The sequence below is a fragment of the Streptomyces sp. GQ60 genome (assembly GCF_059758875.1).
Genome location: NZ_JCAXEG010000001.1, coordinates 975,808 through 1,001,564 on the forward strand (window position 1 = coordinate 975,808; position 25,757 = coordinate 1,001,564).

Below are 25,757 nucleotides of genomic sequence, written 5' to 3' on the forward strand. Positions count from 1 at the left end.
TCGAGTCGGTTGTCCCAGTAAATAAGGGCTTGACCTCTTGACAATACCCCCGCGATTCCTTAGGACGCCCGCCGGCAGAAGGGCCCGCGGGAGGGGGTCGAAAGGCCCTGCGGGCCCTCCGTGGGTGGCGTGCCACAGAGCGCGCGCCACCCGGAGCCCGTGGAACAATCGGACAGGCTTCATCAATGCGCCCTCATAGGGCGCCTCATATGGCACCTCATATGTCCCCTCGGCCGGACGCCCGCACGCGGACGGCCAGGTACGACCAGGAGCAGGAGACACAGCACGATGCGTATCGGAGTTCTCACAGCAGGCGGCGACTGCCCGGGGCTGAACGCTGTCATCCGGTCGGTCGTACACCGTGCCGTGGTCGGGCACGGGGACGAGGTCATCGGCTTCGAGGACGGCTTCAAGGGCCTCCTCGACGGCAACTTCCGCCCCCTCGACATCAACGCGGTCAGCGGCATCCTCGCCCGCGGCGGCACGATCCTCGGATCGGCCCGCATGGAGCGCGCGCGCCTCCACGAGGCGGCCGAGAACGCCGCCGAACTGGCCAAGCGCTACGGCATCGACGCCCTGATCCCGATCGGCGGCGAGGGCACCCTGACCGCCGCCCGGATGCTGTCGGACGCGGGCATGCCGGTCGTCGGCGTGCCGAAGACCATCGACAACGACATCTCCTCCACCGACCGCACCTTCGGCTTCGACACCGCGGTCATGGTCGCCACGGAGGCCATCGACCGTCTCAAGACCACCGCCGAATCGCACCAGCGCGTCATGGTCGTCGAGGTCATGGGCCGGCACGCGGGCTGGATCGCCCTGGAGTCCGGCATGGCCGGCGGCGCCCACGGAATCTGCCTGCCGGAGCGCCCCTTCGAGGTGGACGCCCTGGTCAAGATGGTGGAGGAACGATTCGCCCGCGGTAAGAAGTTCGCCGTCATCTGCGTGGCCGAAGGCGCGCATCCCGGCGAGGGCTCGATGCCGTACGAGAAGGGCGCGATCGACCAGTACGGCCACGAGCGCTTCGCCGGCATCGGCAACCGCCTCGCCGTCGAGCTGGAGCGGCGCCTGGGCAAGGAGGCCCGCCCGGTCATCCTCGGCCACGTCCAGCGCGGCGGAACCCCCACCGCGTACGACCGCGTCCTCGCGACCCGCTTCGGCTGGCACGCGGTCGAGGGAGTCCACCGCGGTGATTTCGGCAACATGACCGCCCTGCGCGGCACCGACATCGTCATGGCCCCGCTGGCCGACGCCGTCACCGAGCTGAAGACCGTCCCCGAGGACCGCATGTACGAGGCCGAGTCCGTCTTCTGACCGTCCCGGCCGGGACTTCCGTCCCGAATTCCGTCGCCGAACGGCCCGGTCCGCACCGCCCCTCCGGGGCCGCGGAGACCGGCCGTCCGGCCCGGACGGCCCGTCCGCGTCCCCACCGGGACGGGGACGGGCCACACCTCGTTCGGACCCCGCCCCGCGTTATGATCCGAAGACTCCGCCGTTGGGGGATTGATTGGCCGAGCCGCACATGGCCGGATCGGGCCGTGAAGTCCAGGCCCCTCATCCGGCTCCCGTGCGCACGATGGAAGGTTCCCGTCTCCCGTGGCGACCCGCCCTGCCCTTTTGACCCGTAGGAACGCCGAAGACCCGCAGGCGGGACAGCCCGGCGCCCCGGGGCCGTCCCCGGCCCCGCGGCGGTGGTCCGTCCTCGCCGCGGCCGTGGCGCTTTCCTGGGCGCTGCCGGCGCTCCTCGACGCGCTGAGCCTGGACGTGGTGCTGATCCCCGTCCTGGTCCTGGCGATCGGGTCCCTGATCCGGGTGGGCGGCGGCCTCCTCGACCGGCTGGTCGTCTCCGCCTTCATCCTCTGCGGCGCCGTCATGGCCTTCGGGCTGCTCTTCTCCGTCTGGCCGTGGGGGCTGGCCCCCGTCCCGGGCGCCGGCTTCCTGCTGACCGTCGTGTCCGTCTGCGGCTGGCTGTCCGGCCGCCGCCCGCACATCCCGCTGCGGCTGCGCGGCACGGACGCGCTGGTGCTCGGTACCGCCGGGGTGGTCTGGCACTACATGCACCACCCGCTCGCCGGTAAATCGATCACCGAGCGGCTGGCCTACTTCGTCACGTCCGAGGACCGGATGGGGCACTTCTCGTACTTCGACGGCATCCACCACGTGGGCGGCTACAACTTCCTCCACCAGGAGGCCGCCAAGACGTTCATGATGACCCCGTCGGAGGCCGTCTACCCGCAGGGCACCCACTTCCTGCTGGCGTGGATCGACGTCCTCGTGAAGTCCTCGACCGACGGCGGTCCCGCCGCCGAGATGATGAACCGGTACCTCCTGTACGTCATCGGCGCCTACGCCCTGCTCTGCGCCGTCCTGGTCTGGGCGGCCCGCTGGATCGGCGGCCCCCGCCTGCGCGGCTGGCGCGCCGCGGCGGTCTGCGCCACCGTGATGGCGGTGATGCTGTCCGGCTCCATGGCGAACCTCGTCGAGAAGGGCTTCGACTCCGAGACCGTCGGCCTGCTCTTCCTCGCCGTCGGCCTGGCGCTGCTCGTGCGGCCCGCGATGGGACGGGCCGAGTTCGCCCTCGTCGGGGTGGTCGGCCTGGTGACCGTGACCTTCGTCTACAACCTCTACGGGGCCCTGCTCGGCCTGGCCCTGGCCGCGGTCCTCATCGTCCACCGGCGGCGCTTCGCCCCCCGGCGGCTGCTGCTGCTCGGGGTGCTGGCGGGCGGCACTCTGATCGCGGGGCTGCCCAGCGCCTTCTCCGTCCTGACCAAGCTCGACGTCTCCAAGACCTCGAACCTCGCCGGCCCGATGGTCGTCCCCGACCGCCCGGTGCTCATCGGATGCGCCCTGGCGGCCCTGCTGGCCGCCTCCCTGCGGACGAACCGCCGCACGGCCACCGGACAGATGGTCCTCGTGCTGGTCCTCGGCGCGATCACGATGCTCACCCTCTTCGGCGTCTACCAGACGAGGACGATCGGCTACCTCTCGTACTACTTCGAGAAGCTGGCCGCCGCCGGTCTGGTGATCAGCGTGATCTCGCTGGGCCTGGTCGGGCTGCTGCTCCTGCCCGCCGAGCGGCCCAAGGGCTCACCGTGGCGCCGCAAGGCGGAGCGGCTGCTGCAGTCAGGCCTCGCGGTGGTCGCCGCACTCGCGCTCTTCGGAGGCGTGCAGTTCGGGGTCCCCTCCGGATGGATCAGCTTCGCGAAGCGGCTGGACACCACCTCGGCCTTCAACGAGAGCCCGATGCTCAAGTGGGCCAGGGGCGAGGCCCGCAGCGACATGGGCCCGCCCGCCCGGGCGCTCGTCGGACGGGACCTCGCGGACCGGCGGGGTCCGGTGATCGCCCTGTACTCCAACGACGCGTACCTGAACCTGAAGTCCACCTTCCTCGCCCAGCTCCTGAACCACCGGGCGGGCGACATGGTGGAGCTGTACGAGATCTTCTACGTCAAGATGGGCGGCCCGCCCACCGAGAAGGACGCCAAGAAGCAGGAGGCCGCGACGTACTACGACCAGTCGCTGGTCCACCTGAAGAAGGCGATCGCCGGGCTCCCCGCCGCGCCGACCATCCTGGTCGGAGACCGGACGGTGGCGGACCGGCTGACGAAGGACCTCGCCCGGGCGGGCATCACGGCGACCGTCGTGCACGCGCCGCTGTCCTAGGCCGTCGCTTTCGGGTCGTGCCCGGCCGACGCTCCGGGGGCTGCCGACCGGCCCCCGGGGCGGGACCCCCGTCCCGACTTCGAGCGCCGAAAGGCCCCGATCACGTCCTCGTCCGGACGCGGCCGGGGCCTTTCCCGTAGGGATCCCGCGGGCGAAACGTGTCCTACGCCGCACCGCCCGCGAGGGCCCAGAACCGCTCCACGATGTCCGTGAGGTACTCACGCCCCGAGTCGCCGCTGCCGGCCTCGCCCTGCCCGCCGCCCCAGCTCAGGGTCGCCACCATCCGGGACTGGTATTCGCCGTGAAGCTGCTCCAGCACCCGCTCCAGGTGCCCCTTGGGCACCGGAAGCAGCTTGGACAGCGGCTTCACGTACGCCTGCCAGCGCGTGGTCACCGCACTGCGCAGCAGCTCGGCCAGCTCCTCGTGCTTGCCGGTCGCCGTCACGAACTGGGCCAGCGTCAGCCCGAGCGCCGTCGCCAGCGCGGCGGACTGCCGCTCGTTGCCCTTCCAGCGGCCGGTGTCCTCCATCTTCTGGTACGCGCCCGCCTCCACCCCGACCCGGCGGGCCAGGTCCTCGGCGGCCAGACCCCGGGCGATGCGGTGCTCCCGCAGGGTGACGGGCTCGGCGAGCAGCTCGCCGGGGGAGCACCAGAGCACGCCCGCAAGGGCGGTGAGCTCGGGGGAGGTGGGCGAAATCTCGCCACGCTCCCACGCCATCACGGTCTCGGGAGTGACGAGCAGTCCGTACTGGGCGCGCAGGCCATAGGCGACATGACCGGGAGCCATGCCCAGGGCAGCGCGGAGACGACGCGCGGCGGGGGCATTGAAAGGAGGGCTGGAGTGCACATGGCACACCGTAGGAGTGGCCGAGGCGCGGCGACTACAGACCAATCAAACAAGCCCATAACTCGTAGGAACGTCCTATGAAGTTAAGGGCTTTAGTCGGTTTTCTCTGCGACTGTCCGGTAATCGGGGTGATCGGTGATCCACTTCCCAGCGTACGTTTCCGGCCGCGGTAGCGGTAGACCCGTGCACGATCCCCACACGGGATCTCCTTGCCTTGACGTCGACGGCAAGGATTACCGTCGGGGCCATGCGAATCGGCGAACTGGCCGAGCGTGCGGGCACCAGCACCCGGACGCTCAGGTACTACGGGTCACGGGGACTGCTGCCCGCGCGGCGCGACGGCAACGGCTACCGCACCTACGACGAGGACGACCTGCGGCTGCTCCGCCAGATCCGCACGCTCCAGGACTTCGGCTTCGACCTGGAGGAGACCCGCCCGTTCGTGGAATGCCTGCGCGCCGGGCATCCGGCCGGCGACTCCTGTCCGGCCTCACTGGCCGTCTACCGGCGCAAGCTCACCGAACTGGACGGTCTGATCGGCCGGCTCGGCGCCGTGCGCGACCAGGTCGCGAGCCAGCTCGCGGAAGCCGAAGCGGCACAGCCCAGATGCGAGATGACCGGCTGATCCGGCCGGGACGAGAGGGGAGAGCACGATGAAGGACCAGAAGGCTCACGGTGTGGCCGAAGTGACCGACGAGGACTTCGAGGCACAGGTGCTGGCCGAGCGCGGCAGGCCCGTCCTGGTGGAGTTCACCGCCGCCTGGTGCGGCCCGTGCCGCCGGCTCGCACCCGTCCTGTCCGCCGTCGCCGCGGAGGAGGCCGACCGCCTCAAGGTCGTCCAGATCGACGCGGACACCAACCCCGCCACGCTCGCGCGCTACGGGGTGCTGTCCATGCCGACCCTGCTCGTCTTCCGCGACGGCGAGCCCGTCCTGCAACTGGTCGGAGCCCGCGCCAAGCGCAGGCTCCTCCAGGAGCTGGAAGGGGTGCTCGGGACTACCGCCGCGGCATCGGCCTGAGCCAGAGCGTGGCCAGGGGCGGGAGGGTCAGGCGCAGGCTCGCCGGCCGGCCCTGCGCGGGCACCGGCTCGGGGCGCAGCGGCTGGGTGTGGTGGACGCCGCTGCCGCCGTAGAGCTGCTGGTCGGTGTTGAGCACCTCCCGCCACAGCGGGACCTCCTCCGGGACACCGAGCCGGTACCCGTGGCGCACCACCGGCGAGAAGTTCGAGACGCACAGCAGCTGCGAGCCGTCCTGCGCGAACCGCAGGAAGGCGAAGACGTTGTCCTCCGCCGCGTCCGCCTCCACCCACGCGAAGCCCTCCGGCACCGTGTCCCGCTCCCACAGGGCGGGAGCCGCCCGGTAGCCGCGGTTCAGGTCGCCCACGAGGCTGCGCACGCCCCGGTGGTCACCGGCGGCCGCGTACGAGGAGTCCAGCAGCCACCAGTCCGGGCCGTACGTCTCGGACCACTCCGAGCCCTGCGCGAACTCCTGCCCCATGAAGAGCAGCTGCTTGCCCGGGTGGGCCCACATGAAGCCCAGGTACGCCCGGTGTGCCGCCCGCTGCTGCCACCAGTCCCCGGGCATCTTCGACACCAGCGAGCCCTTGCCGTGCACCACCTCGTCGTGCGAGATCGGCAGCACGTAGTTCTCGCTGAACGCGTAGACCATTCCGAAGGTCATGTCGTGGTGGTGGTACTTGCGGTGCACCGACTCCTTCGAGGCGTAGCGCAGGGTGTCGTGCATCCAGCCCATGTTCCACTTCAGGCCGAAGCCGAGCCCGCCCCCGTCGGTGGGCTGCGTGACGCCCGGCCATGCCGTGGACTCCTCGGCGATCGTCACCACGCCCGGGCAGCGCCGGTAGACGGTGGCGTTCATCTCCTGGAGGAACGCCACCGCGTCCAGGTTCTCCCGCCCGCCGTGCTCGTTGGGCGTCCACTCGCCCTCGCCGCGCGAGTAGTCGAGGTAGAGCATCGAGGCCACCGCGTCCACGCGCAGCCCGTCGACGTGGAACTCCTGGCACCAGTACACGGCGTTGGCCACGAGGAAGTTCCGCACTTCCCGGCGCCCGTAGTCGAACTCCAGGGTCCCCCAGTCCGGGTGCGCGGCCCGCTGCGGGTCGTGGTGCTCGTACAGCGGCCGTCCGTCGAACTCGGCGAGCGCCCAGTCGTCGCGCGGGAAGTGCGCCGGCACCCAGTCGACGATCACGCCGATCCCGGCCCGGTGCAGCGAGTCCACCAGGAAGCGGAAGTCGTCCGGGGTGCCCATCCGGGACGTCGGCGCGTAGAAGCCGGTGACCTGGTAGCCCCAGGAGCCGCCGAAGGGGTGCTCGGCGACCGGCATCAGCTCCACGTGCGTGAAGCCGAGCTCCGTCACGTACGCCGGCAGCTGTTCGGCCAGCTGCCGGTACGAGAGGCCGGGCCGCCAGGACGCCAGGTGCAGCTCGTACACCGAGAAGGGGGCCTGGTGCGGCGGGCGCTCACCGCGCGAGGCCATCCACTCGGCGTCCTGCCAGGTGTAGGAGGAGGCCGTCACCACCGAGGCGTTGGCCGGCGGGACCTCGGCGTGCTTCGCCATCGGGTCGGCGCGCAGGGTGTGCGAGCCGTCCGGGCGGGTGATGTCGTACTTGTACAGGGCGCCCTCGCCGACACCGGGGAGGAACAGCTCCCAGACGCCGGTCGCGCCGAGCGAGCGCATCGGGAAGGCGACCGGGTCCCAGTACGAGAAGTCCCCGCTGACCCGCACCCCCTGCGCGTTCGGCGCCCACACCGTGAACCGGGTGCCCGCCACGCCCTGGTGCTCCATCGGCTCCGAGCCGAGCGCCGTCCACAGCTCCTCGTGCCGGCCCTCGCCGATCAGGTGCAGGTCGAGCTCGCCGAGCGCGGGCAGGAACCGGTAGGGGTCGTGGACCTCCACCTCGTCGCCGTCGTACGTCACCAGCAGCCGGTAGTCCGGCACCCCGGCCAGCGGCAGCAGCCCGGAGAACAGCCCGTCGCCCTCGTCGAGGAGCTCGGCCCGCAGCCCCTTGGCGACGATGGTGACCGCCTTCGCGTACGGACGCAGCACCCGGAAGGACACCCCGCCCCGCTGGGCGCGGGCCCCGAGCACCCCGTGCGGATCGTGGTGGCGGCCCTCCAGCAGCCGGGCCCGCTCCTCCGCGCCCAGCGCCGGCACCGGCCGGACCCCGCGCGCCGGAGCGGCCCGCCGGGCCCTGGGGGCCCGGGGCTTCTTCACGCCCGGTTCGGCGGCGGTGCCGGCGGCATCGCCGGCGGCGGTCTTGGCTTCGTCGCGGACGGTCGGTGACGGCTGTCGTGCGGCGCTCACGCGAGCGGCCTCCTCGGGGGCTTCGGGTGGGGGGCGGTGGATCCGGGGACGGGGGGACGCGTGCGGTGGACGCCGGGACGCTGCGGCTCCGACAGCCGCCGGATCGCCGCCATCGGCACGTGCAGCCAGTCGGGGCGGTGCCGGGACTCGTAGCGGGCCTCGTACACCGCCTTGTCGGTCTCGTAGGCGCGCAGGAGCACGGGGTCCTCGCGCGGGTCCCGGCCGGTCGTGCGGGCGTAGCCCTCGCAGAAGGAGGCCCGGCAGTCGTCCGCCCAGGCGGGGGCGAACGGCCGGTGCGAGCGGGCCGCGTAGTCGAAGGAGCGCAGTATCCCGGCGATGTCCCGGACCGCCGGCTCGGGGCGGCGGCGGTCGGCCAGCGGCCGGGCCGGCTCGCCCTCGAAGTCGATCAGCGCCCAACTGCCGTCCGCGGTGCGCAGGGTCTGGCCCAGGTGCAGGTCCCCGTGGATGCGCTGGGCGGGCACCCCCGCCCCGCGGGAGGCGGCCAGCGCGTCGAAGGCCCCGCGCAGCCCCGCCTCGTAGGGGCGCAGGGCCGGTACCTCGCGGGCGGTGGCGGCGAGCCGGGCCGTCATGCCGGCGGCCAGCCGGGCCGTCTGCTCCGGACCCAGCGCGACGGTGGGCAGGGCCCCGGCCAGCGCGCTGTGCACCTCGGCGGTGGCCCGGCCCAGCGCGTGCGCCTCGGCGGTGAAGTCGGCCCCGGTGCGCAGCCGGTGCAGCGCGAGCTGCCAGCCGTCGTCGGAGCCCCGCAGGTACGGCTGGAGCACGCCCAGGGTCAGCGGTTCGGAGCCGGGCAGCTCCGCCTCGTACCAGGCGACCGGCGCGGGCACCCGGGCGCAGCCGGCGGCGGCCAGCGCCCGGGGCAGCTCCAGATCGGGGTTGACCCCGGGGCCGACCCGTCTGAAGATCTTCAGGATGTACGCATCCCCGTAGATCAGCGAGGAGTTGGTCTGTTCCCCGGACAGCGGCCGGGGGGTGGGCGCCTCGGGGATCACGGCGGCCGGATCCCGGTCGAAGCGCAGCGGGCCGAGGGTGCCGGGGGAGCGCAGCCGCTCCAGCAGCAGCGAGGCGAGCCGCGGATCGCCCAGCCCCTCGTAGACCGACTGGCCGGCGTACGGGCCCTGCTCGGCGCGGCCGATCAGCGCGGGCGCGAGGGCCGGCGGCAGCGGGTTCGGGCGGATGCCGAGCAACAGTTGGTAGCAGTCCCCGTCCACGTCCAGCAGCAGGTGCAGCAGTCCGGGGGCGGAGCCCGGCGGCAGCAGTTCGGCCGCCGAGATGGTCCTGAGCCGTCCGATGGCACGGCCCTTGCCCGCGAACCAGCGCTGCGCGGGCAGCCAGGCCCGCAGCATCGGCTCCAGTGGACCGAGCCCGAGCCCGGCGGCCCGGACGGCGGCGAGCCGATCCCGGGCGGATGCAGCCTCCGACATGGCGTCGCGTCCTTTCCCCGGGCCGTCAAAGAATGCGCATTGTGTCCCGGAACACGCTGGTTGCTTCTCCGGTGTGCGAGTGTCGGGTCAGGATGATCCGTACAGGGGCGGGCGGTTGACCCATTCGCCGCGCCCGCCCCGGGCCGGCCGCTATTCCGAACGCAGGCGGAACCAGTAGAAGCCGTGGCCCGCCAGGGTCAGCAGGTACGGCCATTCGCCGATCGGCGGGAAGCGGACGTCACCGGTGAGTTCCACCGGGACGCGCCCGTTGAACGACCGCAGGTCCAGCTCGGTGGGCTGCGCGAAGCGCGAGAAGTTGTGCACGCACAGCACCAGGTCGTCCCCGTACTCCCGCAGGAAGGCGAGCACCGCCGGGTTCGTCGAGGGCAGTTCGGTGTACGAGCCGAGTCCGAAGGCCGGGTTGGCCTTGCGGACCTCGATCATCCGGCGGGTCCAGTGCAGCAGCGAGGACGGTGAGGCCATCGCCGCTTCGACGTTGGTCACCTGGTACCCGTGGACCGGGTCCATGATGACCGGCAGGTTCAGCCTGCCCGGATCGCACGAGGAGAAACCGGCGTTGCGGTCCGGGGTCCACTGCATCGGCGTGCGCACGCCGTCGCGGTCGCCGAGCCAGATGTTGTCGCCCATGCCGATCTCGTCGCCGTAGTACAGCACCGGCGAACCGGGCAGCGACAGCAGCAGGGCGGTGAACAGCTCCATCTGGTTGCGGTCGTTGTCCAGCAGCGGGGCGAGGCGGCGCCGGATGCCGATGTTGGCCCGCATCCGCGGGTCCTTGGCGTATTCGGCGTACATGTAGTCGCGCTCTTCGTCCGTGACCATTTCGAGCGTGAGCTCGTCGTGGTTGCGCAGGAAGATGCCCCACTGGCAGCGGTCCGGGATCGCCGGGGTCTTCGCCAGGATTTCGGAGACGGGGTAGCGGGACTCTCTTCGCACCGCCATGAAGATGCGCGGCATGACGGGGAAGTGGAAGGCCATGTGGCACTCGTCCCCGCCCTTCTGGAAGTCCCCGAAGTAGTCGACGACGTCCTCGGGCCACTGATTGGCCTCGGCGAGCAGCACGGTGTCCGGGTAGTGCGCGTCGATCTCGGCGCGGACCGCCTTGAGGAGGGTGTGCGTGCGCGGCAGGTTCTCGCAGTTGGTGCCCTCCTCGGCGTACAGGTAGGGCACGGCGTCGAGGCGGAAGCCGTCGATGCCGAGGTCGAGCCAGAAGCGGAGCGCGGAGACGATCTCCTCGACCACGGCCGGGTTCTCGTAGTTGAGGTCCGGCTGGTGGGAGAAGAACCGGTGCCAGTAGTACTGCTTGCGGACCGGGTCGTACGTCCAGTTCGAGGTCTCGGTGTCGACGAAGATGATGCGGGCGTCCTGGAACTGCTTGTCGTTGTCGGCCCACATGTAATAGTCGCCGTAGGGCCCGTCCGGGTCCTTGCGGGACTGCTGGAACCACTCGTGCTGATCGCTCGTGTGGTTCATGACGAAGTCGATGATCACCCGCATGCCGCGGGTGTGCGCCGCGTCCACGAACTCCACGAAGTCGGCGAGGTCGCCGAACTCGGGCAGCACGGAGGTGTAGTCGGCGACGTCGTAGCCCCCGTCGCGCAGGGGCGAGGCGAAGAACGGCGGGAGCCACAGGCAGTCGACGCCGAGCCACTGGAGGTAGTCCAGCTTGGCGGTGAGCCCCTTGAGGTCACCCACGCCGTCGCCGTTGCTGTCGTGGAAGGACCGTACGAGGACCTCGTAGAAGACCGCCCGCTTGAACCAGTCGGGGTCGCGGTCCTTGGCGGGGGTGTCCTCGAACGTGTCGGGGACGGGATCGTTGATCATCATGAGATGGGTGACCCTCCGGTGGGCGGGGACGGTCGCAGAGCCGCCAGTACGTGCGCGGGCGTGCGGCCCGGTTCCAGGCGCACGTAGTTGGCCCTGCCCCAGTGATAGGTCTCGCCGGTGAGCTCGTCGCGCACCGCGAGGGACCCGTGCCAGTCGAAGCCGAGTACCGGCATGTCCAACGAGACCGTCGCCTCGTGGGTGTGGTGCGGATCGAGGTTGACGACCACCAGTACGGAATTGCTCCCCGCGTGCTTCGAATAGGCGATCACCTGTTCGTTGTCGGTCGGGTGGAAATGGATGTCGCGGAGCTGCTGGAGCGCGGGGTTGCGCCGGCGCAGCCGGTTCAGGGCGGTGATCAGCGGGGCGATGGTGCGGCCCTCGCGGTCGGCGGCGGCCCAGTCGCGCGGGCGCAGCTCGTACTTCTCGGAGTTCAGGTACTCCTCGCTGCCCTCCTTGGCCGGGGTGTTCTCGCAGAGCTCGTAACCGGCGTAGACCCCCCAGGTCGGGGAGAGCGTGGCGGCGAGGACCGCGCGGATCTCGAAGGCGGGGCGGCCGCCGTGCTGAAGGTATGCGTGCAGGATGTCGGGGGTGTTGACGAAGAAATTCGGCCGCATGACGGAGGCGGAGCGGGTGTCGGCGAGCTCGGTCACGTACTCGGTCAGCTCGGCCTTGGTGTTGCGCCAGGTGAAGTACGTGTAGGACTGCTGGAAGCCGACGGAGGCCAGGGCCCGCATCATCGCGGGGCGGGTGAAGGCCTCGGCCAGGAAGATCACGTCGGGGTCGGACTTGTTGATGTCCGCGATCACCTTCTGCCAGAAGACCACCGGCTTGGTGTGCGGGTTGTCGACCCGGAAGATCCGGACGCCGTGCTCCATCCAGTGCCGCAGGATCCGCACCGTCTCCTCGACGATGCCGGCCATGTCGGCGTCGAAGTGGACGGGGACGATGTCCTGGTACTTCTTCGGGGGGTTCTCGGCGTACGCGATCGTCCCGTCGGCGCGGTGGCGGAACCACTCCGGGTGCTTCTCCACCCACGGGTGGTCCGGGGAGCACTGCAGGGCGAAGTCGAGCGCCACCTCGATGCGCAGCTCCCGGGCCTTGGCGACGAAGGCGTCGAAGTCCTCCAGGGTGCCGAGCTCGGGGTGGACGGCGTCGTGGCCGCCTTCGGTGGAACCGATGGCCCAGGGCACACCCGGGTCCCAACTCCCCGCGGATAGTGTGTTGTTCGGGCCCTTGCGGTACGTGCTCCCGATCGGGTGGATCGGCGGCAGGTACACCACGTCGAAGCCCATCGCGGCGACGGCCGGCAGCCGCTCCGAGGCGGTCCGGAAGGTCCCGCTGACGGGAGCCTCGCCGGGCACCAGCACCGCCCCCTCCGACCGGGGGAACATCTCGTACCAGGAGCCGAAGAGGGCCCGCTTGCGCTCGACCAGCAGCGGCAGCGGCTTGGAGGCCGTCACCAGCTCCCGGAGCGGGCGCTTGGCGAGCAGCGCGTCGATGCGGGGACCGAGGGCGGCCGCGTACCGCTCGGCAACGGGCCGGTCCTCGTCGCGCATCACGTCCGCGGCGGCCAGTACGTGCTCGCGGCCGTCGCGCTTGGGAATCTTGGCGGCGGCGCGCTCGTAGAGCTCGGCGCCCTCCAGGAGGGTGAGCCCGGTGTCGATCCCGGCCGGGATCTTCACCGCCGCGTGGGCCCGCCAGGTGCCCACCGGGTCGCTCCACGCCTCGACGGTGTACGTCCACCTGCCCTCGACGTCGGCGGACACCCGCGCCCCCCACCGGTCGGTGCCGGGAGCGAGTTCGGACAGGGGCACGGGGGGCCGCAGCCGCCCGCTCGGATCTCGGAGCACGACATGGGCCGCCACGGCGTCGTGCCCCTCGCGGAACACGGTGGCGGAAATCTCGAATACCTCGTCCACGACCGCCTTGGCGGGTCTGACGCCGCAGTCGACGGCGGGGCGGACGTCCAGCACGGGAATGCGACCGATCATGATGGGATCACCTGGGGGCAGTTCGCAGGGCTCGGTGACAACAGGCCAGCCGGCATGGCGGCTGGTAGTGCACGCTCTGTTCGCTCTGTTTCTAGCTGCTCGGAAGACGGCTGGGCTGCGGGCATGGCCGCTCCTGTCCGCGTTCACTCGGGTGGCGGGGAGGCGGTTCCGGGGTGCGCCGTGCGCTGTACCCGAGGAGCCCTTCCCACTCCAGCCCGCCCCAACCCGCGTGCTCGGTTAACTACTCGTACGTACTGGAACGCCTGCCCGCGCCCGGCGGCTCGACACCTTCCGATGCTCCGTCAACTCGGATACGACTACCGCATGTCCGCCGCCCGCGCCGCTCCGGCGCGCGGTACCGGCCCGGACGGTTTGGAAGCGGGCGACCTGCCGAGCGGCTGGACGCGGGACCGCGTCCGCCGTGACCCGGGTGCCAACGGCCGGGGCTGCGCCCGGCAGTCGGCGGGGGCGGCCGGCGGAGGGCCGCTGGAGGCGCCATGGTCCGGGAGGGAGGCGGGCGCTAGCCTTCCGAGGGTGACGCTCGCGGTGCACAGCGTGGTGCGGCCGCTCCGATCCGTAATCCCCTGCGAAGGTGGAACGCGTGAAGGCTATCCGTCGATTCACCGTGCGCCCCGTCCTCCCCGAGACCCTCTCGCCGCTCGCCGACCTCGCGCGCAACCTGCGCTGGTCCTGGCACGCCGAGACCCGTGAACTCTTCCAATCCGTCGATCCCGAGGGCTGGCAAGCCGCCGGCGGGGATCCCGTCCGGCTGCTCGGCACCGTGTCCGCCGCGCGGATCGCCGAGCTCGCCGGGGACCGGCGGTTCCTGCGGCGGCTCGCCGTCGCCGCCGCCGACCTCGATGACTACGTCCACGGCGGGAGGTGGTACCAGAGCCACGAGGCCGCCGCGGAGCTGCCCGCCGGCATCGCCTACTTCTCGCCCGAGTTCGGGATCACCGCCGCCCTGCCCCAGTACTCCGGCGGGCTCGGGATCCTCGCCGGGGACCACCTCAAGGCCGCCAGCGACCTCGGCGTCCCCCTCATCGGTGTCGGACTGCTGTACCGGCACGGGTACTTCCGCCAGTCCCTCTCCCGGGACGGCTGGCAGCAGGAGCACTATCCGGTGCTCGACCCCAACGAACTGCCCGTCGCGCTGGTGCGCGAGGAGGACGGGACCCCCGCGCGGGTGTCCCTGAGCCTGCCCGGCGGCCGGGCCCTGCACGCACACGTCTGGCAGGCCCGCGTCGGCCGGGTGCCGCTGCTGCTCCTCGACTCCGACGTCGAGGACAACGACGCCGTCGCCCGCGAGGTGACCGACCGGCTCTACGGAGGCGGCAGCGACCACCGGCTGCTGCAGGAGATGCTCCTCGGCATCGGCGGGGTCCGGGCCGTGCGCGCCTACTGCCGGATCACCGGGCATCCCGACCCCGAGGTCTTCCACACCAACGAGGGCCACGCCGGGTTCCTGGGACTGGAGCGCATAAGAGAACTGGAGGGGCGGCCGGGCCTCGGCTTCGACGCCGCCGTCGAAGCCGTCCGGGCCGGCACCGTGTTCACCACGCACACCCCCGTCCCCGCCGGCATCGACCGCTTCGACCGGGCCCTGGTCGCCCGCCACTTCGGCGAGGGCGGCGAACTGGCCGGCGTACCCGTCGACCGGATCCTGGCGCTCGGCGCCGAGACGTACCCCGGCGGCGACCCCGGGGTGTTCAACATGGCGGTGATGGGCCTGCGCCTCGCCCAGCGGGCCAACGGGGTCTCCACCCTGCACGGCGCCGTCAGCCGTGAGATGTTCGCCGGGCTGTGGCCGGGATTCGACCCCGCCGACGTGCCCATCACCTCGGTGACCAACGGCGTGCACGCCCCGACCTGGGTGGCGCCCGAGGTGGTGAAGCTCGGCGCGAAGCAGATCGGCGCCGGCCGCACCGAGGACGCCCTCTCCGTCGGCGGCTCGCAGCGCTGGGACGCCGTCGCCGACATCCCCGACCAGGACGTCTGGGACCTGCGCCGGGTGCTCCGGGAGCAGCTCGTACAAGAGGTACGGGACCGCCTGCGGGCCTCCTGGCGCCAGCGCGGGGCCGCCGACGCCGAACTGGGCTGGGTGGACTCCGTCCTCGACCCGGACGTGCTGACCATCGGGTTCGCCCGCCGGGTGCCGTCCTACAAGCGGCTCACGCTGATGCTGCGCGACCCCGACAGGCTGCGCCGCCTGCTGCTGGACCCGGACCGGCCCGTGCAGATCGTGGTCGCGGGCAAGGCGCACCCGGCCGACGACGGCGGGAAGCGGCTCGTCCAGGAGTTGGTGCGGTTCGCGGACGACCCCCGCGTCCGCCACCGGATCGTGTTCCTGCCCGACTACGGCATGGCCATGGCCCAGAAGCTCTACCCGGGCTGCGACGTCTGGCTGAACAACCCGCTGCGCCCCCTGGAGGCCTGCGGCACCAGCGGAATGAAGGCGGCGCTCAACGGCTGCCTCAACCTGTCCGTGCTGGACGGCTGGTGGGACGAATGGTTCGAGCCGGACTTCGGCTGGGCCATCCCGACCGCCGACGGACTCGGCGCGGACGAGGACCGCCGCGACGACCTGGAGGCGAACGCCCTCTACGACCTGATCGAGGGCCGGGTCGCCCCCCGGTTCTACGACCGGGCCGGACAGGCCGGACTCCCCGTGCGGTGGATCGAGATGGTCCGGCGCACCCTCGTCTCCCTGGGGCCCAAGGTGCTGGCGGGCCGCATGGTGCGGGAGTACGTGGAGCGGCTCTACGCCCCGGCCGCGCTCTCCCACCGGGCCCTGACCCCGGACGCGGCGCGGGACCTCGCCTGGTGGAAGGGGCGGGTCCGGGCGGCCTGGCCGCAGCTCACCGTCGAGCACGTGGAGGCCCTGACCGCGGGCCCGGTCGGCGGCACCGCCGAGCTCGGGGCCACCCTCACCCTGCGCGTGCAGGTCTCCCTCGACGCCCTGGCTCCCGAGGACGTGGAGGTGCAGGCCGTCGCGGGCCGGGTCGACGCGCAGGACGTGATCCGGGACGGGCGGGCCTTCCCGCTCAAGCCCGCCGGCGGACCCGACCTGGAGGGCCGCTGGCTGTACGAGGGCCCGCTCGCCCTCGACCGTACGGGGCCCTTCGGCTACACCGTACGGATCCTGCCGGCGCACCCGCTGCTGGCGACCCCGGCCGAACTGGGCCTGGTCGCCGGGCCGGTGGACACGGACGCGGGGGGCGGCGTGGTGCTGCGCTGACGGCATCGCCGCACCTGGATGCCGCACACCGGACGTCCCACCTGGACGCCGCACCCGGACGCCCCGGATCCCACGCGGATCCGGGGCGTCCGGGCGTTCGAGCGGCGAGGGGACCGTGAGGGTGAACCTTCGAACGCGCTGCCGTGCCGAACCGTTTCTCCGTGGCCGTCCGCTCCTACGCTGCCCGCGGATGCCACCGCACCGGGCATCAGAGGAACCCGAGGAACCCGAGAAACGGACTCCCCCCATGCGTCTTCGCACCACCGCCACCGCACTCGTAGGCGCCCTCGCGCTGGTCCTGCCGACCGCCGGGCTGTCGTACGCCAACTACGCCAACGACGCCGACGACCGCGAGCGCCTCGGAACCCTGTACTACCGGTACACCGACGACGACGGCGACCGCCGCCACGGGCAGATCCGCCCGGGCGACAACGACACCTGCTACCGGCTGACGCACACCACCGAGAACCGGCCGGCCTTCGAGGTGACGAACGAGACGGAGTCCCTCGCGGTGGTCTACAGCAACCGCAGCTGCGGCGGGGTGCCGGAGGCGGAGCTGGAGCCGGGCGAGCGGCTGCGGAACACGGCCGTGGCCTCGGTGTACTTCAAGCCGGTCGACCACCACCAGGGCGGCCACCACGACTGGCGCGACGACGAGGACGGCTACGACGGCCGCCACGACGGCCACGACGGCCGCGACGACTGGCGCGACGACGAGGACCGCCGCATCGGCGGGCGCGCCGCCGCGGCGGCCGACTCCACGCCGGAGCTCCTCGACCGGATCTTCCGCTCCGTCGGCTGATCGCGGCCGGTGAGCCGGAAGGGCCCGGCACCCCGCTCGGGGGTGCCGGGCCCTTCTCGCGCCGCGCTCCTCAGCCCGCCGTACGCCGGTCCGCGCCCGGGGCGAGCCAGCGCACCACGTCCGCGGCCGTGTAGGGCTCGGCGTTCGGGGCGAGCGCGGGGAGGAAGGACAGGTCCTTGCCGATCGTCACCAGCGGGGGCTCCACCCGGCCGTGCGGCCGTCGCTGGGCCAGCCCGATCGTGGCCAGCAGGCCGTTGCACAGGCACTGGCGGCCCTTGGTGTCGGAGGCCTCGCCGCCCTTGCGGACGTACGCGGCCACCGGCTCGGCCGCGCACCGGTAGACCAGGCCGCGCGGTCCCCGTACGGGAGTGCGCAGGAACCCCAGGTCGCAGACCCGGCGCCGGGCTTCGGACACCTCCGGCTCGGAGACCGTCCCCGGCAGGTCCGCCACCTTGAAGGGGAACGAGGTGGGGGAGGCCCGGGGGTCGTTGCGGACCGAGAGGGTGCCGGCGTGGGCCCGGTCCAGCAGATCCTCGCGCAGGTGGCGGGCCATCCCCGACTCCTCGCACAGGGCGAACGCGCTGCCGATCTGGACCCCGGCCGCACCCTCGGCGAGGGCTTCGGCCACGGCGCCGGGGCCGGCCCGGCCGCCGGCGAGCCAGAACGGCAGCCCGAGCGCCGCCATCTTGGCGAGATCGGGGTTGTCGCGCGGGCCGTAGACCGGCTCGCCGTCCCCGTCGAGCTTCATCGGGCCGCGCGGCGGGGCGCTGTGGCCGCCGGCCTGGCTGGTCTCGATCACGAAGCCGTCGGGACGGGTGGTCTCGTCCCGCGCCAGGTAGGCGGCCAGGACCGGCAGCGAGACGATGGCCAGCACGTGGGGGCGGCGCAGCGGGCCGGGCAGGTGCCCGGCGAGCAGGGCCGCGGGGTCGAAGAGGTGCTCCAGCGGCTCGTCGTCCCCGTCCACGTGGATCTTGTTCACGCAGCGTTCGTAGCGCGCCAGCCTTGAGGCGAGGGCAGGGATCTGACCGGGGACTCCCGCGCCCACGAGCACGTAGTCGACGCCTGCCAGGATCGCGCCGAACATCGCGGGGGCCGTGGCGAGCTGGATCTTCTCCAGGTAGTTGATGCCGATGACACCGTCATGTCCCTCCTTGGCGAGCCAGACCTCGACGAAGTTGCCGAGGACGGTGAGGATCTCGGCCTGCGAGCCGCCCGTCGCCCGCAGTCGCGGGGTGGTGCGCATCGCCATGCCGTCCGCGAGGCCCTCCTCGCGGAAGTAGAGGTCGAGGGCGGACTGGGCCAGCTCCGGCAGCGGGAAGGCCGCCAGGGCCCGGCGGGCGTGGCCGCCGGGGTCGCCGGTCTGCAGCACGCGGGCCAGTACGACGTCCAGCGCCGTCCCGGAGACCACGCCCAGCTGCCCCTCGCCGGACACGGCCCTGGCCAGCCGCCAGCCGGAGACGCCGACGCCCATGCCGCCCTGGATCAGCCAGGGGTGCTGGGCGGCGGGGGCGGTCGTGGGGGTCTGCGGCATGGGTCACGTCCTCGGAATCACCCGAACCTACGGTTCCGTAGGTTCGCTGAATTCCACTATGACCCGGGAGCCGCCCGCCGAAGGGCGCCGAAGGTCCCGGCCCTCAGGGGCGCTGGACCCGGTCCGGCGGGGGCTAACGGTACGCGGGGCGCGGGATTGGAACAGGGCCGCCCGGGGAGGTCTTCTCCCGGGCGGCCCCGTGGTCTAGCGGTTCAGCTCTGGTTCACGGACGGCCCCGGTGGGGGTCAGAACGTGAGCTTCCAGCTGTCGATCTTGCCGGTGTCGAGGTTCGCGTTGTCGTTGACACGCAGCTTCCACACGCCCTGGGCGACCTCGGAGGAGGCGTTGACCGTGACGGACTTGATGATGTTGTCCGCACTGCCGCCGCTGCGGTTGTGCAGGTTGTAGAGGGTGCCGTCGGGGGCGACCAGGTCGACCTTCAGGTCACCGATGTAGGTGTGGAGGATGTTCAGGTCCACCTTGAGCGTGCTCGGGGCGTTGCCCGTGCGGTTCACGGTGATCGGCGAGTCGACCGTCGCGTTGTCGGCGATCGCGTAGTCGGTGGTGTTCTCGAAGACGTTCGGCTGTGAGGTGCCGACCGTCCAGGTGAACGCCGCCGTCCCGGTCTGGTTCGCCGAGTCGGTCACCGTGACGGTCACGTTGGACGTGCCCGCCGTGGAGGCCGTGCCCGAGATCAGGCCGGTGGAGGAGCTGATCGACAGCCCGGCCGGCAGGCCGGTCGCCGCGTAGCTCAGGGCACCCGCGTTGGTGCTGGTGGCCTGGACCTGGAGGCTGACGGCGCTGCCCGTGACGGTGCTCTGGCTGCCGGGGTTGGTGACCGTGACGCCGTTCACGATGCGCGGACCGACGTTGACGGCGGCCCAGGCGTTCGCGGCGTTGTTGTACGTGGTCGAGCCGGCGCCGTACAGGTCGGCAGCGGCCTGCAGGGTGGCGGTACGGGCGGCCGCGTAGTTGGTGTTCGACCTGAACAGACCGGTGGTCAGGGCGCGGAACCAGATCTTGGACGCGGCGTCACGGCCGATCGCGGTGACCGGGAGGCCGTCGGAGGTCGGCGAGTCGTAGCTCACGCCGTTGACGACCTTGGCGCCGGAGCCCTCGGAGGCCAGGTAGTACCAGTGGTTGGCCGGGCCCGAGGAGTAGTGGACGTCGATCGAGCCGATGCCCGAGTACCAGGCGTCCTTGGACGAGCCGTCCTTGCTCGGCTTGTCCATGTAGCGCAGCGGTGTGCCGTTGCCGCGGATGTCGATCTTCTCGCCGACCATGTAGTCGCCGACGTCCTGCGGGTTGTTGGCGTAGAACTCGACCGCCGCCGCGAAGATGTCGGAGGTCGCCTCGTTCAGACCGCCGGGCTCACCGGAGTAGGTCATGTTGCCGGTGACCGAGGTCATGCCGTGGGTCATCTCGTGCGCGGCCACGTCGATCGAGGTCAGCGGCTTGGCGTTGCCGTCACCGTCGCCGTAGGTCATGCAGAAGCAGGAGTCCTGCCAGAAGGCGTTCACGTAGTTGTTGCCGTAGTGGACCCGGCTGTACGGGGAGACTCCGTCGTTGCGCAGGCCGTTGCGGCCGTGCACGTTCTTGTAGTAGTCCCACGTGACCTGGGCGCCGTAGTGCGCGTCGGCGCCGGCCGTCTCCAGGTTGGCCGGCAGGCCGTTGCCCCAGATGTCGTCCGGTCCGGAGAACAGCGTGCCGGTGCCGGAGGTGCCGCGGTTGAGGTTGTACGTCTTGTGGCTGCCGCGCAGGGCGTCGGTCAGGTTCCAGGCGCTGCCCGACTGCGTGGTCCCGAGGGTCACCTGGCCGCTGTACTGCGTGTTGCCCGTGCCGGTCTCGACGGCCTGCCACTCGGTGATCTTCGCGCCGGTCTTGGCGTTGGTCACCACGTGCAGTTCGCTGGGCGTGCCGTCGTGCTGGATGCCGCCGACGACGGTCTCGAAGGCGAGGGTCGGAGCTCCCTCGGCCGCCCAGATCACCTTGCGGGCGCCCTTGGTGGGCTTGGCGTCCTTGGCACCCTCGGCGTTGGCGGCGGAGACCGCCTGGCTCTCCGCGGCGGACGGCGCGACCGTGGCGGTGGTGTCCACCTTCAGGTCGTGGTGGGTGGCCTTGGTGACGCTCTTGGTGACGCCGTCCTTGGCGTGGATGGTCAGGTCACCGCCGAGCACCGGTATGCCGTCGTAGGTGCGCTCGTACGTGGTGTGGGTGGTGCCGTCCACGTCCTTGACGACGTCGCGGACGACGAGCTTCTCGCCGCTGCCGAGGCTGAGCCCCTTGGCGGCCTGCGCAGTGGTGGAGTTGGCCTCGGCCAGGAGCGTCGCACGCTCCGAAGCGCTGAGTTTGAGGTTGGCCGCGCCGGGGTTGGCCTGGGCGACCGATCCGGCCTGCGACGCGGTGGCGTCGGCGGTGGCGGATCCGGTCTGGATGCCTACGGCGAGGAGAGCGGCCGCGGCAACAAGCGCGCCGGCCGTGGTGGCGCGCCGCTGGGGGGTGGGACTCAACGCAGACTCCTTCTGCAAGGGGGGTTCCGGATGGCTGGGTGGGCCTCCGGGCAGATCGGGCTGGTGCGAAGAACGGTCGAAGAGTGCCACCTGAGCGCTGGGATGTCAGGGCCGCGTCAAAATGTTGGCCGGAAATCGTTCGTTGTCCGAAGAGACGTATCCGGTATGCGGAACATTCACTTTGGAATGAGAAGGGAGCGCCCAATATCCGGAATGTGCACTACCGACCGCTAACGCTTGGGCAACAAGACGCCCGGTTCCCGCAAACGGCATTTACCGTACTGGCGTTTGTCGTACTGTTTCCCGGTGCGTCTGACGTCCACAGCCTGGGGAAGCCGCGGACACTCGCGCACCGTCATTGACCACGTGCCAGGGGGGCCCATGAGGCATGTCCATATACCTGTGCAAAGAGTGGCCAGAGCGGCCCGGGCGTCGGCCATGCCGGCCCGGGGCCTCGGCGACAAGGCCCGTTGGTACCTGCCCGCCGCGGTGGGCGCGGACCTGATCGGCGCGGGAGTCCCCGTCGGCCTGGTCTTCGAGGCCGCCGGGCAGGCCCGGCCCCTTTCCTGGGCGCTCGGCGCGGCCCTGGCCTGGAGCGGCGTGCAGCTGATGCGCCGGCGCTACGCGGGCCGCGCGCTCGGCGAATCCCGGGGAGTCCTGCCCGTCGTACACGACTGGCTGATTCTGATCGGCGTACTCGCCGTGGCCCGCGTGGTCACGGGGGAGAACACCCCCCGGCTGGCCGCCCTCGGCGCCCTCGTACCCGCGCTGCTCGTCACCGTCGCCTGCCACAAGCTGACCTACCGCCACCTCTCCGCGGCACGGCGCGAAGCGCAGGCGGTGAGCCGGGTGCTGGTCGTCGGCGAGCCCGACGCCGCCGAATCCGTCATCGGACACCTCGCCGCGCGCACCGACCACCCCTACGTGGTGGTCGGCGTGGTCCCGGTGGGTCCCGGCGGGCTGGACAGCGGGGTGCCCGTGGCCGCGCGGCTCGGCTCCGCGATGGCGCCGGCCCCGAACGGGGACTCCTCCGCCGTGCTCGGCGCCGTCGCCGCGCACCGCGCCGACCTGGTGCTCGTCGCGCCGGGGGCCCGGCTCGCGGGGGAGCGGCTGCGGCGGATCTCCTGGGCCCTGCACGACGCCGGGCTCGAACTGGCGGTCTTCCCCGGCCTGGTGGAGGTCTCCGTCAAGCGGCTGGAGACCCTGTCCGCGGGCGGCCTGGCCATGCTGCGGGTGGCGCCGCCGGTGAGCCGGGGCATGCAGCCCCTGCTGAAGTCCGTACTGGACCGGGCGGGCGCGGCGCTCGGACTGGTCCTGCTGTCGCCGGCCTTCCTCGCGATGGTCCTGGCGATCCGCTTCGGCTCGCGCGGGCCCGCCTTCTACCGGCAGCGACGCATCGGCCGCGACGGGGTCCCCTTCGTCATGTGGAAGTTCCGCACGATGGTCGTGGACGCCGAGGCGCGGAAGGACGAGCTGGCCGGGGCCAACGAGAACGACGGCCTCATGTTCAAGATGCGCCGCGACCCCCGGGTGACCCGGGTGGGCCGGCTGCTGCGCCGCACGTCCATGGACGAACTGCCGCAGCTGATCAATGTGGTGGCGGGCAACATGTCACTGGTCGGCCCGCGCCCGCCGCTGCCGGAGGAGGTGGCCCAGTACGACGAGGTCGAGCTGCGCCGGCTCTCGGTGCGGCCGGGGATGACCGGGCTGTGGCAGATCAGCGGGCGGTCCGACCTCTCGTGGGACGAAACGATCCAGCTCGACCTGCAGTACGTGGACAACTGGTCCTTCACCAGTGACGTCGACGTCATGGGCCGCACGCTCCGCGCCGTGGTCGACGGTCGCGGAGCGTACTGAGGCGCCGGGGGAACCTCGCTCGGGATCAGCTCTGCCCGCGGGCCGGCCCGTCGCTCTGCTCGCGCCACCAGGCGTACGTGGCGGCGATGCCCTCGCGCAGCGGGACCGCGGGCTTCCAGCCGAGCCCGCGCAGCCGGGTCACGTCCAGCAGCTTGCGGGGCGTGCCGTCGGGCTTGGAGGTGTCCCAGGCGAGCCTGCCCCGGAAGCCGGTGACCTCGGCGACGGTCTCCGCGAGGGCCTTGATGGTCAGGTCCTCGCCGCAGCCGATGTTGACCGGCTCGGCGCCGTCGTACTCGCGCAGCAGCACCGCGCAGGCGGCGGCCAGGTCGTCCACGTGCAGGAACTCCCGGCGGGGCGTCCCCGACCCCCACAGCGTGACCTCCTCGCGCCCCTCGGCCGCGGCCTCGTGGAAGCGGCGGATGAGGGCGGGCAGGACGTGCGAGGACTCCAGGTCGAAGTTGTCGCCCGGGCCGTAGAGGTTCGTGGGCATGGCGGAGATGTACGAGGCCCCGTACTGCTTGCGGTACGACTGGACCTGGACGATGCCGGCGATCTTCGCCAGGGCGTACGCCTCGTTCGTCGGCTCCAGCGGCCCGGTCAGCAGGGCGTCCTCGCTGATGGGCTGCGGGGCCAGCTTGGGGTAGATGCAGGAGGAGCCGAGGAAGAGCAGCCGGCCGACCTCCGCGGCGTGCGCCCCCGCGACGACGCTCAGCTGGATCTTGAGGTTGTCCTCCAGGAACTGCACCGGGAACGTGCTGTTGGCCATGATCCCGCCGACCTTGGCCGCGGCCAGGACGACGGCGTCCGGCCGGACGTCCCGCAGGTACGCCGCGGTCGCGGCGGCGTCGCGCAGATCGAGGTCGGCGCGGCCGCGGGTGAGCACCTCGTACCCGTCGGCGCTGAGTCGGCGGACGACCGCGGACCCCACGAGGCCGCGGTGGCCGGCGACGAAGACACGGGCGTTCGGGGGCAGGAACGGCGAACTTGTCATACCGCCGATGATGCCAGTCCGCTGTCCGCGGTCTTACGGGGGAGCCCCGGCCCGGATCCGGTGCCGCGCACCCCGGGCCGCCCCGCCCCGGGGCCTGCCCCGGGCCCGGCCCCGGACCGCGTTTCCGGGCCGCGTTTCCGGGCCGGGGGCAGGGCGGATTCGGGCCGGATCGGGGCAGTCCGGTACATACCGCCCCGCAAGGGGGCGAGGGGGCCCGATCCGGCGGCAGGGGCTCCGGGGGGAGCGTGTACGGTACCCATCCGGTACCCGTTTCCAGCCCCCTGGCGGCGGACCCGCGCAGACCCCGGGCCCGGCCCCACTCCGCATCCGGCGGCCGGTCCGCGCACCGGGGGCGCGGCCCCGAGCCGCACTCCGGAGCCTGGTCCCGGGCCGTACTCCGGAGCCTGGTTCCGAGCCCGAGTGCGGGACCTGGTCCCGAGCCGGACTCCGGGGCCCGGTCCCGAGCCGCGCCCGGGACCCCGCACCGACCCGTACGACGAGGCGTGACCCCGAGCCACACGCGGGGCCGTGCCCCGAGAGCCACACCCGGGGCGCCGCCCCGAGCCACACCCGGGGAAGCCGCCCCGAACCGAACAGCTCCGGCCCGTACTCCGGGGCGCAGCCACGACCGCACCGCAACGATCCCCAGGGGGACCCAATGGGCAAGACCGCGCTGATCACCGGCGTCACCGGGCAGGACGGCTCGTACCTCTCAGAGCTCCTGCTCTCCAAGGGCTACACGGTGCACGGGCTCGTGCGGCGGTCCTCCAGCTTCAACACGGAGCGGATCGACCACATCTACCAGGACCCGCAGACGGAGAACCGTTCCTTCGTACTGCATCACGCCGACCTCTCCGACGGCGTCGCCCTGGTGAACCTGCTCCGCGAGATACGTCCCGACGAGGTCTACAACCTCGGCGCCCAGTCGCACGTCCGCGTCTCCTTCGACGCCCCGCTCTACACCGGCGACGTGACCGGCCTCGGCGCCCTGCGGCTGCTGGAGGCGATCCGGGCCAGCGGCGTGGACACCCGCATCTACCAGGCCTCCTCCTCGGAGATGTTCGGCGCCACCCCGCCCCCGCAGAACGAGGCCACCCCGTTCCACCCGCGCAGCCCGTACGGAGCCGCGAAGGTGTTCGCGTACTGGACGACGGTGAACTACCGCGAGGCCTACGGGATGTTCGCCGTCAACGGGATCCTCTTCAACCACGAGTCCCCGCGCCGCGGCGAGACCTTCGTGACCCGCAAGATCACCCGCGCGGTCGCCCGGATCAAGGCGGGCCTCCAGGAGAAGCTGTACCTCGGCAACCTCGACGCCGTCCGTGACTGGGGCTACGCCCCGGAGTACGTGGACGCCATGTGGCGGATGCTCCAGCAGGACGAGGCCACCGACTACGTCGTGGCCACCGGGGTCGCCGCCACCGTCCGCGAGTTCGTCGAGGCCTCCTTCACCCACGCCGGTCTCGACTGGAACGAGCACGTGCGCTACGACCCCAAGTACGAGCGCCCCAGCGAGGTCGACGCCCTGATCGGCGACGCCTCCAAGGCCCATGAACTGCTCGGCTGGAAGCCGACGGTCCTGGTGGCCGAACTGGCCCGGATCATGGTGGATTCCGATATCCGGCAGGTCGAGGACCAACTGGCGGGCGCCAGCATCCGCATTGACCGCTGAGGCCGTATATTTCGCCTACGATTTGCCGTGTCCCGGTCATTCGCGCA

16 protein-coding genes are annotated in these 25,757 nt (G+C 71.9%); 8 read left to right on the plus strand and 8 right to left on the minus strand.

Annotated features, from left to right (window positions below; all coding sequences use genetic code 11):
• Positions 1–288 precede the first annotated feature (288 nt).
• On the plus strand, positions 289–1,314 hold the full coding sequence (locus tag AC6CKD_RS04510) for an ATP-dependent 6-phosphofructokinase (protein ID WP_399376887.1): 1,026 nt from the start codon (positions 289–291) through the stop codon (positions 1,312–1,314).
• Between the two features lie 282 nt (positions 1,315–1,596).
• Positions 1,597–3,663, plus strand: coding sequence for a hypothetical protein (locus AC6CKD_RS04515; RefSeq protein WP_498325240.1), 2,067 nt, complete (start codon positions 1,597–1,599; stop codon positions 3,661–3,663).
• A 163-nt stretch (positions 3,664–3,826) separates the two neighbouring features.
• Here the strand turns inward: AC6CKD_RS04515 and AC6CKD_RS04520 are convergent, their stop codons facing one another.
• Positions 3,827–4,450 (minus strand): helix-turn-helix domain-containing protein, encoded by a 624-nt coding sequence (locus AC6CKD_RS04520; protein ID WP_478685965.1) that lies wholly within the window; start codon positions 4,448–4,450, stop codon positions 3,827–3,829.
• A 307-nt stretch (positions 4,451–4,757) separates the two neighbouring features.
• On the opposite strand from AC6CKD_RS04520, the gene AC6CKD_RS04525 reads away from it, so the two are divergent.
• Together AC6CKD_RS04525 and AC6CKD_RS04530 are read left to right on the plus strand one after the other, a co-directional pair.
• A complete protein-coding gene (locus AC6CKD_RS04525; RefSeq protein WP_498325242.1) occupies positions 4,758–5,135 on the plus strand; it encodes a MerR family transcriptional regulator in 378 nt (125 codons plus the stop codon).
• A gap of 28 nt (positions 5,136–5,163) precedes the next feature.
• Complete coding sequence (locus AC6CKD_RS04530) at positions 5,164–5,529, plus strand: thioredoxin family protein (RefSeq protein ID WP_498325243.1); 366 nt, start codon at positions 5,164–5,166, stop codon at positions 5,527–5,529.
• On the opposite strand, the gene glgB is transcribed toward AC6CKD_RS04530, so the two are convergent.
• From glgB to AC6CKD_RS04550, 4 genes are all read right to left on the minus strand, one after another.
• Positions 5,507–7,873: a 1,4-alpha-glucan branching enzyme gene (glgB, locus tag AC6CKD_RS04535; protein WP_498325444.1), complete on the minus strand. Its 2,367-nt coding sequence runs from the start codon at positions 7,871–7,873 to the stop codon at positions 5,507–5,509. The two genes, AC6CKD_RS04530 and glgB, sit on opposite strands and share 23 nt — an antisense overlap.
• Positions 7,828–9,273 carry a maltokinase N-terminal cap-like domain-containing protein gene (locus tag AC6CKD_RS04540; protein WP_498325244.1) on the minus strand — a complete coding sequence of 482 codons (1,446 nt, stop codon included), beginning with the start codon at positions 9,271–9,273 and terminating at the stop codon, positions 7,828–7,830. Before AC6CKD_RS04540 ends, glgB begins: the two co-directional genes overlap by 46 nt.
• 150 nt (positions 9,274–9,423) lie before the next feature.
• Positions 9,424–11,118, minus strand: a complete 1,695-nt coding sequence (gene treS / locus AC6CKD_RS04545; protein ID WP_266904332.1) for a maltose alpha-D-glucosyltransferase — start codon at positions 11,116–11,118, stop codon at positions 9,424–9,426.
• On the minus strand, positions 11,115–13,109 hold the full coding sequence (locus tag AC6CKD_RS04550) for an alpha-1,4-glucan--maltose-1-phosphate maltosyltransferase (protein WP_498325245.1): 1,995 nt from the start codon (positions 13,107–13,109) through the stop codon (positions 11,115–11,117). Before AC6CKD_RS04550 ends, treS begins: the two co-directional genes overlap by 4 nt.
• Positions 13,110–13,710: 601 nt before the next feature.
• Between AC6CKD_RS04550 and glgP the strand changes: the two genes are divergently transcribed.
• Together glgP and AC6CKD_RS04560 are read left to right on the plus strand one after the other, a co-directional pair.
• Positions 13,711–16,347: an alpha-glucan family phosphorylase gene (glgP, locus tag AC6CKD_RS04555; protein ID WP_498325246.1), complete on the plus strand. Its 2,637-nt coding sequence runs from the start codon at positions 13,711–13,713 to the stop codon at positions 16,345–16,347.
• A gap of 247 nt (positions 16,348–16,594) precedes the next feature.
• A complete protein-coding gene (locus AC6CKD_RS04560) occupies positions 16,595–17,149 on the plus strand; it encodes a hypothetical protein (protein WP_498325247.1) in 555 nt (184 codons plus the stop codon).
• A 70-nt stretch (positions 17,150–17,219) separates the two neighbouring features.
• Here the strand turns inward: AC6CKD_RS04560 and AC6CKD_RS04565 are convergent, their stop codons facing one another.
• Positions 17,220–18,680: a nitronate monooxygenase gene (locus tag AC6CKD_RS04565; protein WP_498325248.1), complete on the minus strand. Its 1,461-nt coding sequence runs from the start codon at positions 18,678–18,680 to the stop codon at positions 17,220–17,222.
• Positions 18,681–18,925: 245 nt separating this feature from the next.
• A complete protein-coding gene (locus AC6CKD_RS04570) occupies positions 18,926–21,190 on the minus strand; it encodes a M4 family metallopeptidase (RefSeq protein WP_498325249.1) in 2,265 nt (754 codons plus the stop codon).
• Between the two features lie 381 nt (positions 21,191–21,571).
• Between AC6CKD_RS04570 and AC6CKD_RS04575 the strand changes: the two genes are divergently transcribed.
• Positions 21,572–23,047 carry a sugar transferase gene (locus AC6CKD_RS04575; protein WP_498325250.1) on the plus strand — a complete coding sequence of 492 codons (1,476 nt, stop codon included), beginning with the start codon at positions 21,572–21,574 and terminating at the stop codon, positions 23,045–23,047.
• A gap of 25 nt (positions 23,048–23,072) precedes the next feature.
• Here AC6CKD_RS04575 and AC6CKD_RS04580 read toward each other — a convergent pair whose 3' ends face one another.
• Positions 23,073–24,038, minus strand: a complete 966-nt coding sequence (locus AC6CKD_RS04580; protein ID WP_498325251.1) for a GDP-L-fucose synthase family protein — start codon at positions 24,036–24,038, stop codon at positions 23,073–23,075.
• A gap of 658 nt (positions 24,039–24,696) precedes the next feature.
• Between AC6CKD_RS04580 and gmd the strand changes: the two genes are divergently transcribed.
• Positions 24,697–25,710: a GDP-mannose 4,6-dehydratase gene (gmd, locus tag AC6CKD_RS04585; RefSeq protein ID WP_498325252.1), complete on the plus strand. Its 1,014-nt coding sequence runs from the start codon at positions 24,697–24,699 to the stop codon at positions 25,708–25,710.
• Positions 25,711–25,757 lie beyond the last annotated feature (47 nt).

Coding starts and splice junctions, on each gene's coding strand:
- AC6CKD_RS04510 (WP_399376887.1), top strand. CDS start 289: ATGCGTATCGGAGTTCTCACAGCAGGCGGCGACTGCCCGGGGCTGAAC.
- AC6CKD_RS04520 (WP_478685965.1), bottom strand. CDS start 4,450: ATGGCTCCCGGTCATGTCGCCTATGGCCTGCGCGCCCAGTACGGACTG.
- AC6CKD_RS04525 (WP_498325242.1), top strand. CDS start 4,758: ATGCGAATCGGCGAACTGGCCGAGCGTGCGGGCACCAGCACCCGGACG.
- AC6CKD_RS04530 (WP_498325243.1), top strand. CDS start 5,164: ATGAAGGACCAGAAGGCTCACGGTGTGGCCGAAGTGACCGACGAGGAC.
- AC6CKD_RS04540 (WP_498325244.1), bottom strand. CDS start 9,273: ATGTCGGAGGCTGCATCCGCCCGGGATCGGCTCGCCGCCGTCCGGGCC.
- treS (WP_266904332.1), bottom strand. CDS start 11,118: ATGATGATCAACGATCCCGTCCCCGACACGTTCGAGGACACCCCCGCC.
- AC6CKD_RS04550 (WP_498325245.1), bottom strand. CDS start 13,109: ATGATCGGTCGCATTCCCGTGCTGGACGTCCGCCCCGCCGTCGACTGC.
- AC6CKD_RS04560 (WP_498325247.1), top strand. CDS start 16,595: ATGCGTCTTCGCACCACCGCCACCGCACTCGTAGGCGCCCTCGCGCTG.
- AC6CKD_RS04565 (WP_498325248.1), bottom strand. CDS start 18,680: ATGCCGCAGACCCCCACGACCGCCCCCGCCGCCCAGCACCCCTGGCTG.
- AC6CKD_RS04575 (WP_498325250.1), top strand. CDS start 21,572: ATGAGGCATGTCCATATACCTGTGCAAAGAGTGGCCAGAGCGGCCCGG.
- AC6CKD_RS04580 (WP_498325251.1), bottom strand. CDS start 24,038: ATGACAAGTTCGCCGTTCCTGCCCCCGAACGCCCGTGTCTTCGTCGCC.
- gmd (WP_498325252.1), top strand. CDS start 24,697: ATGGGCAAGACCGCGCTGATCACCGGCGTCACCGGGCAGGACGGCTCG.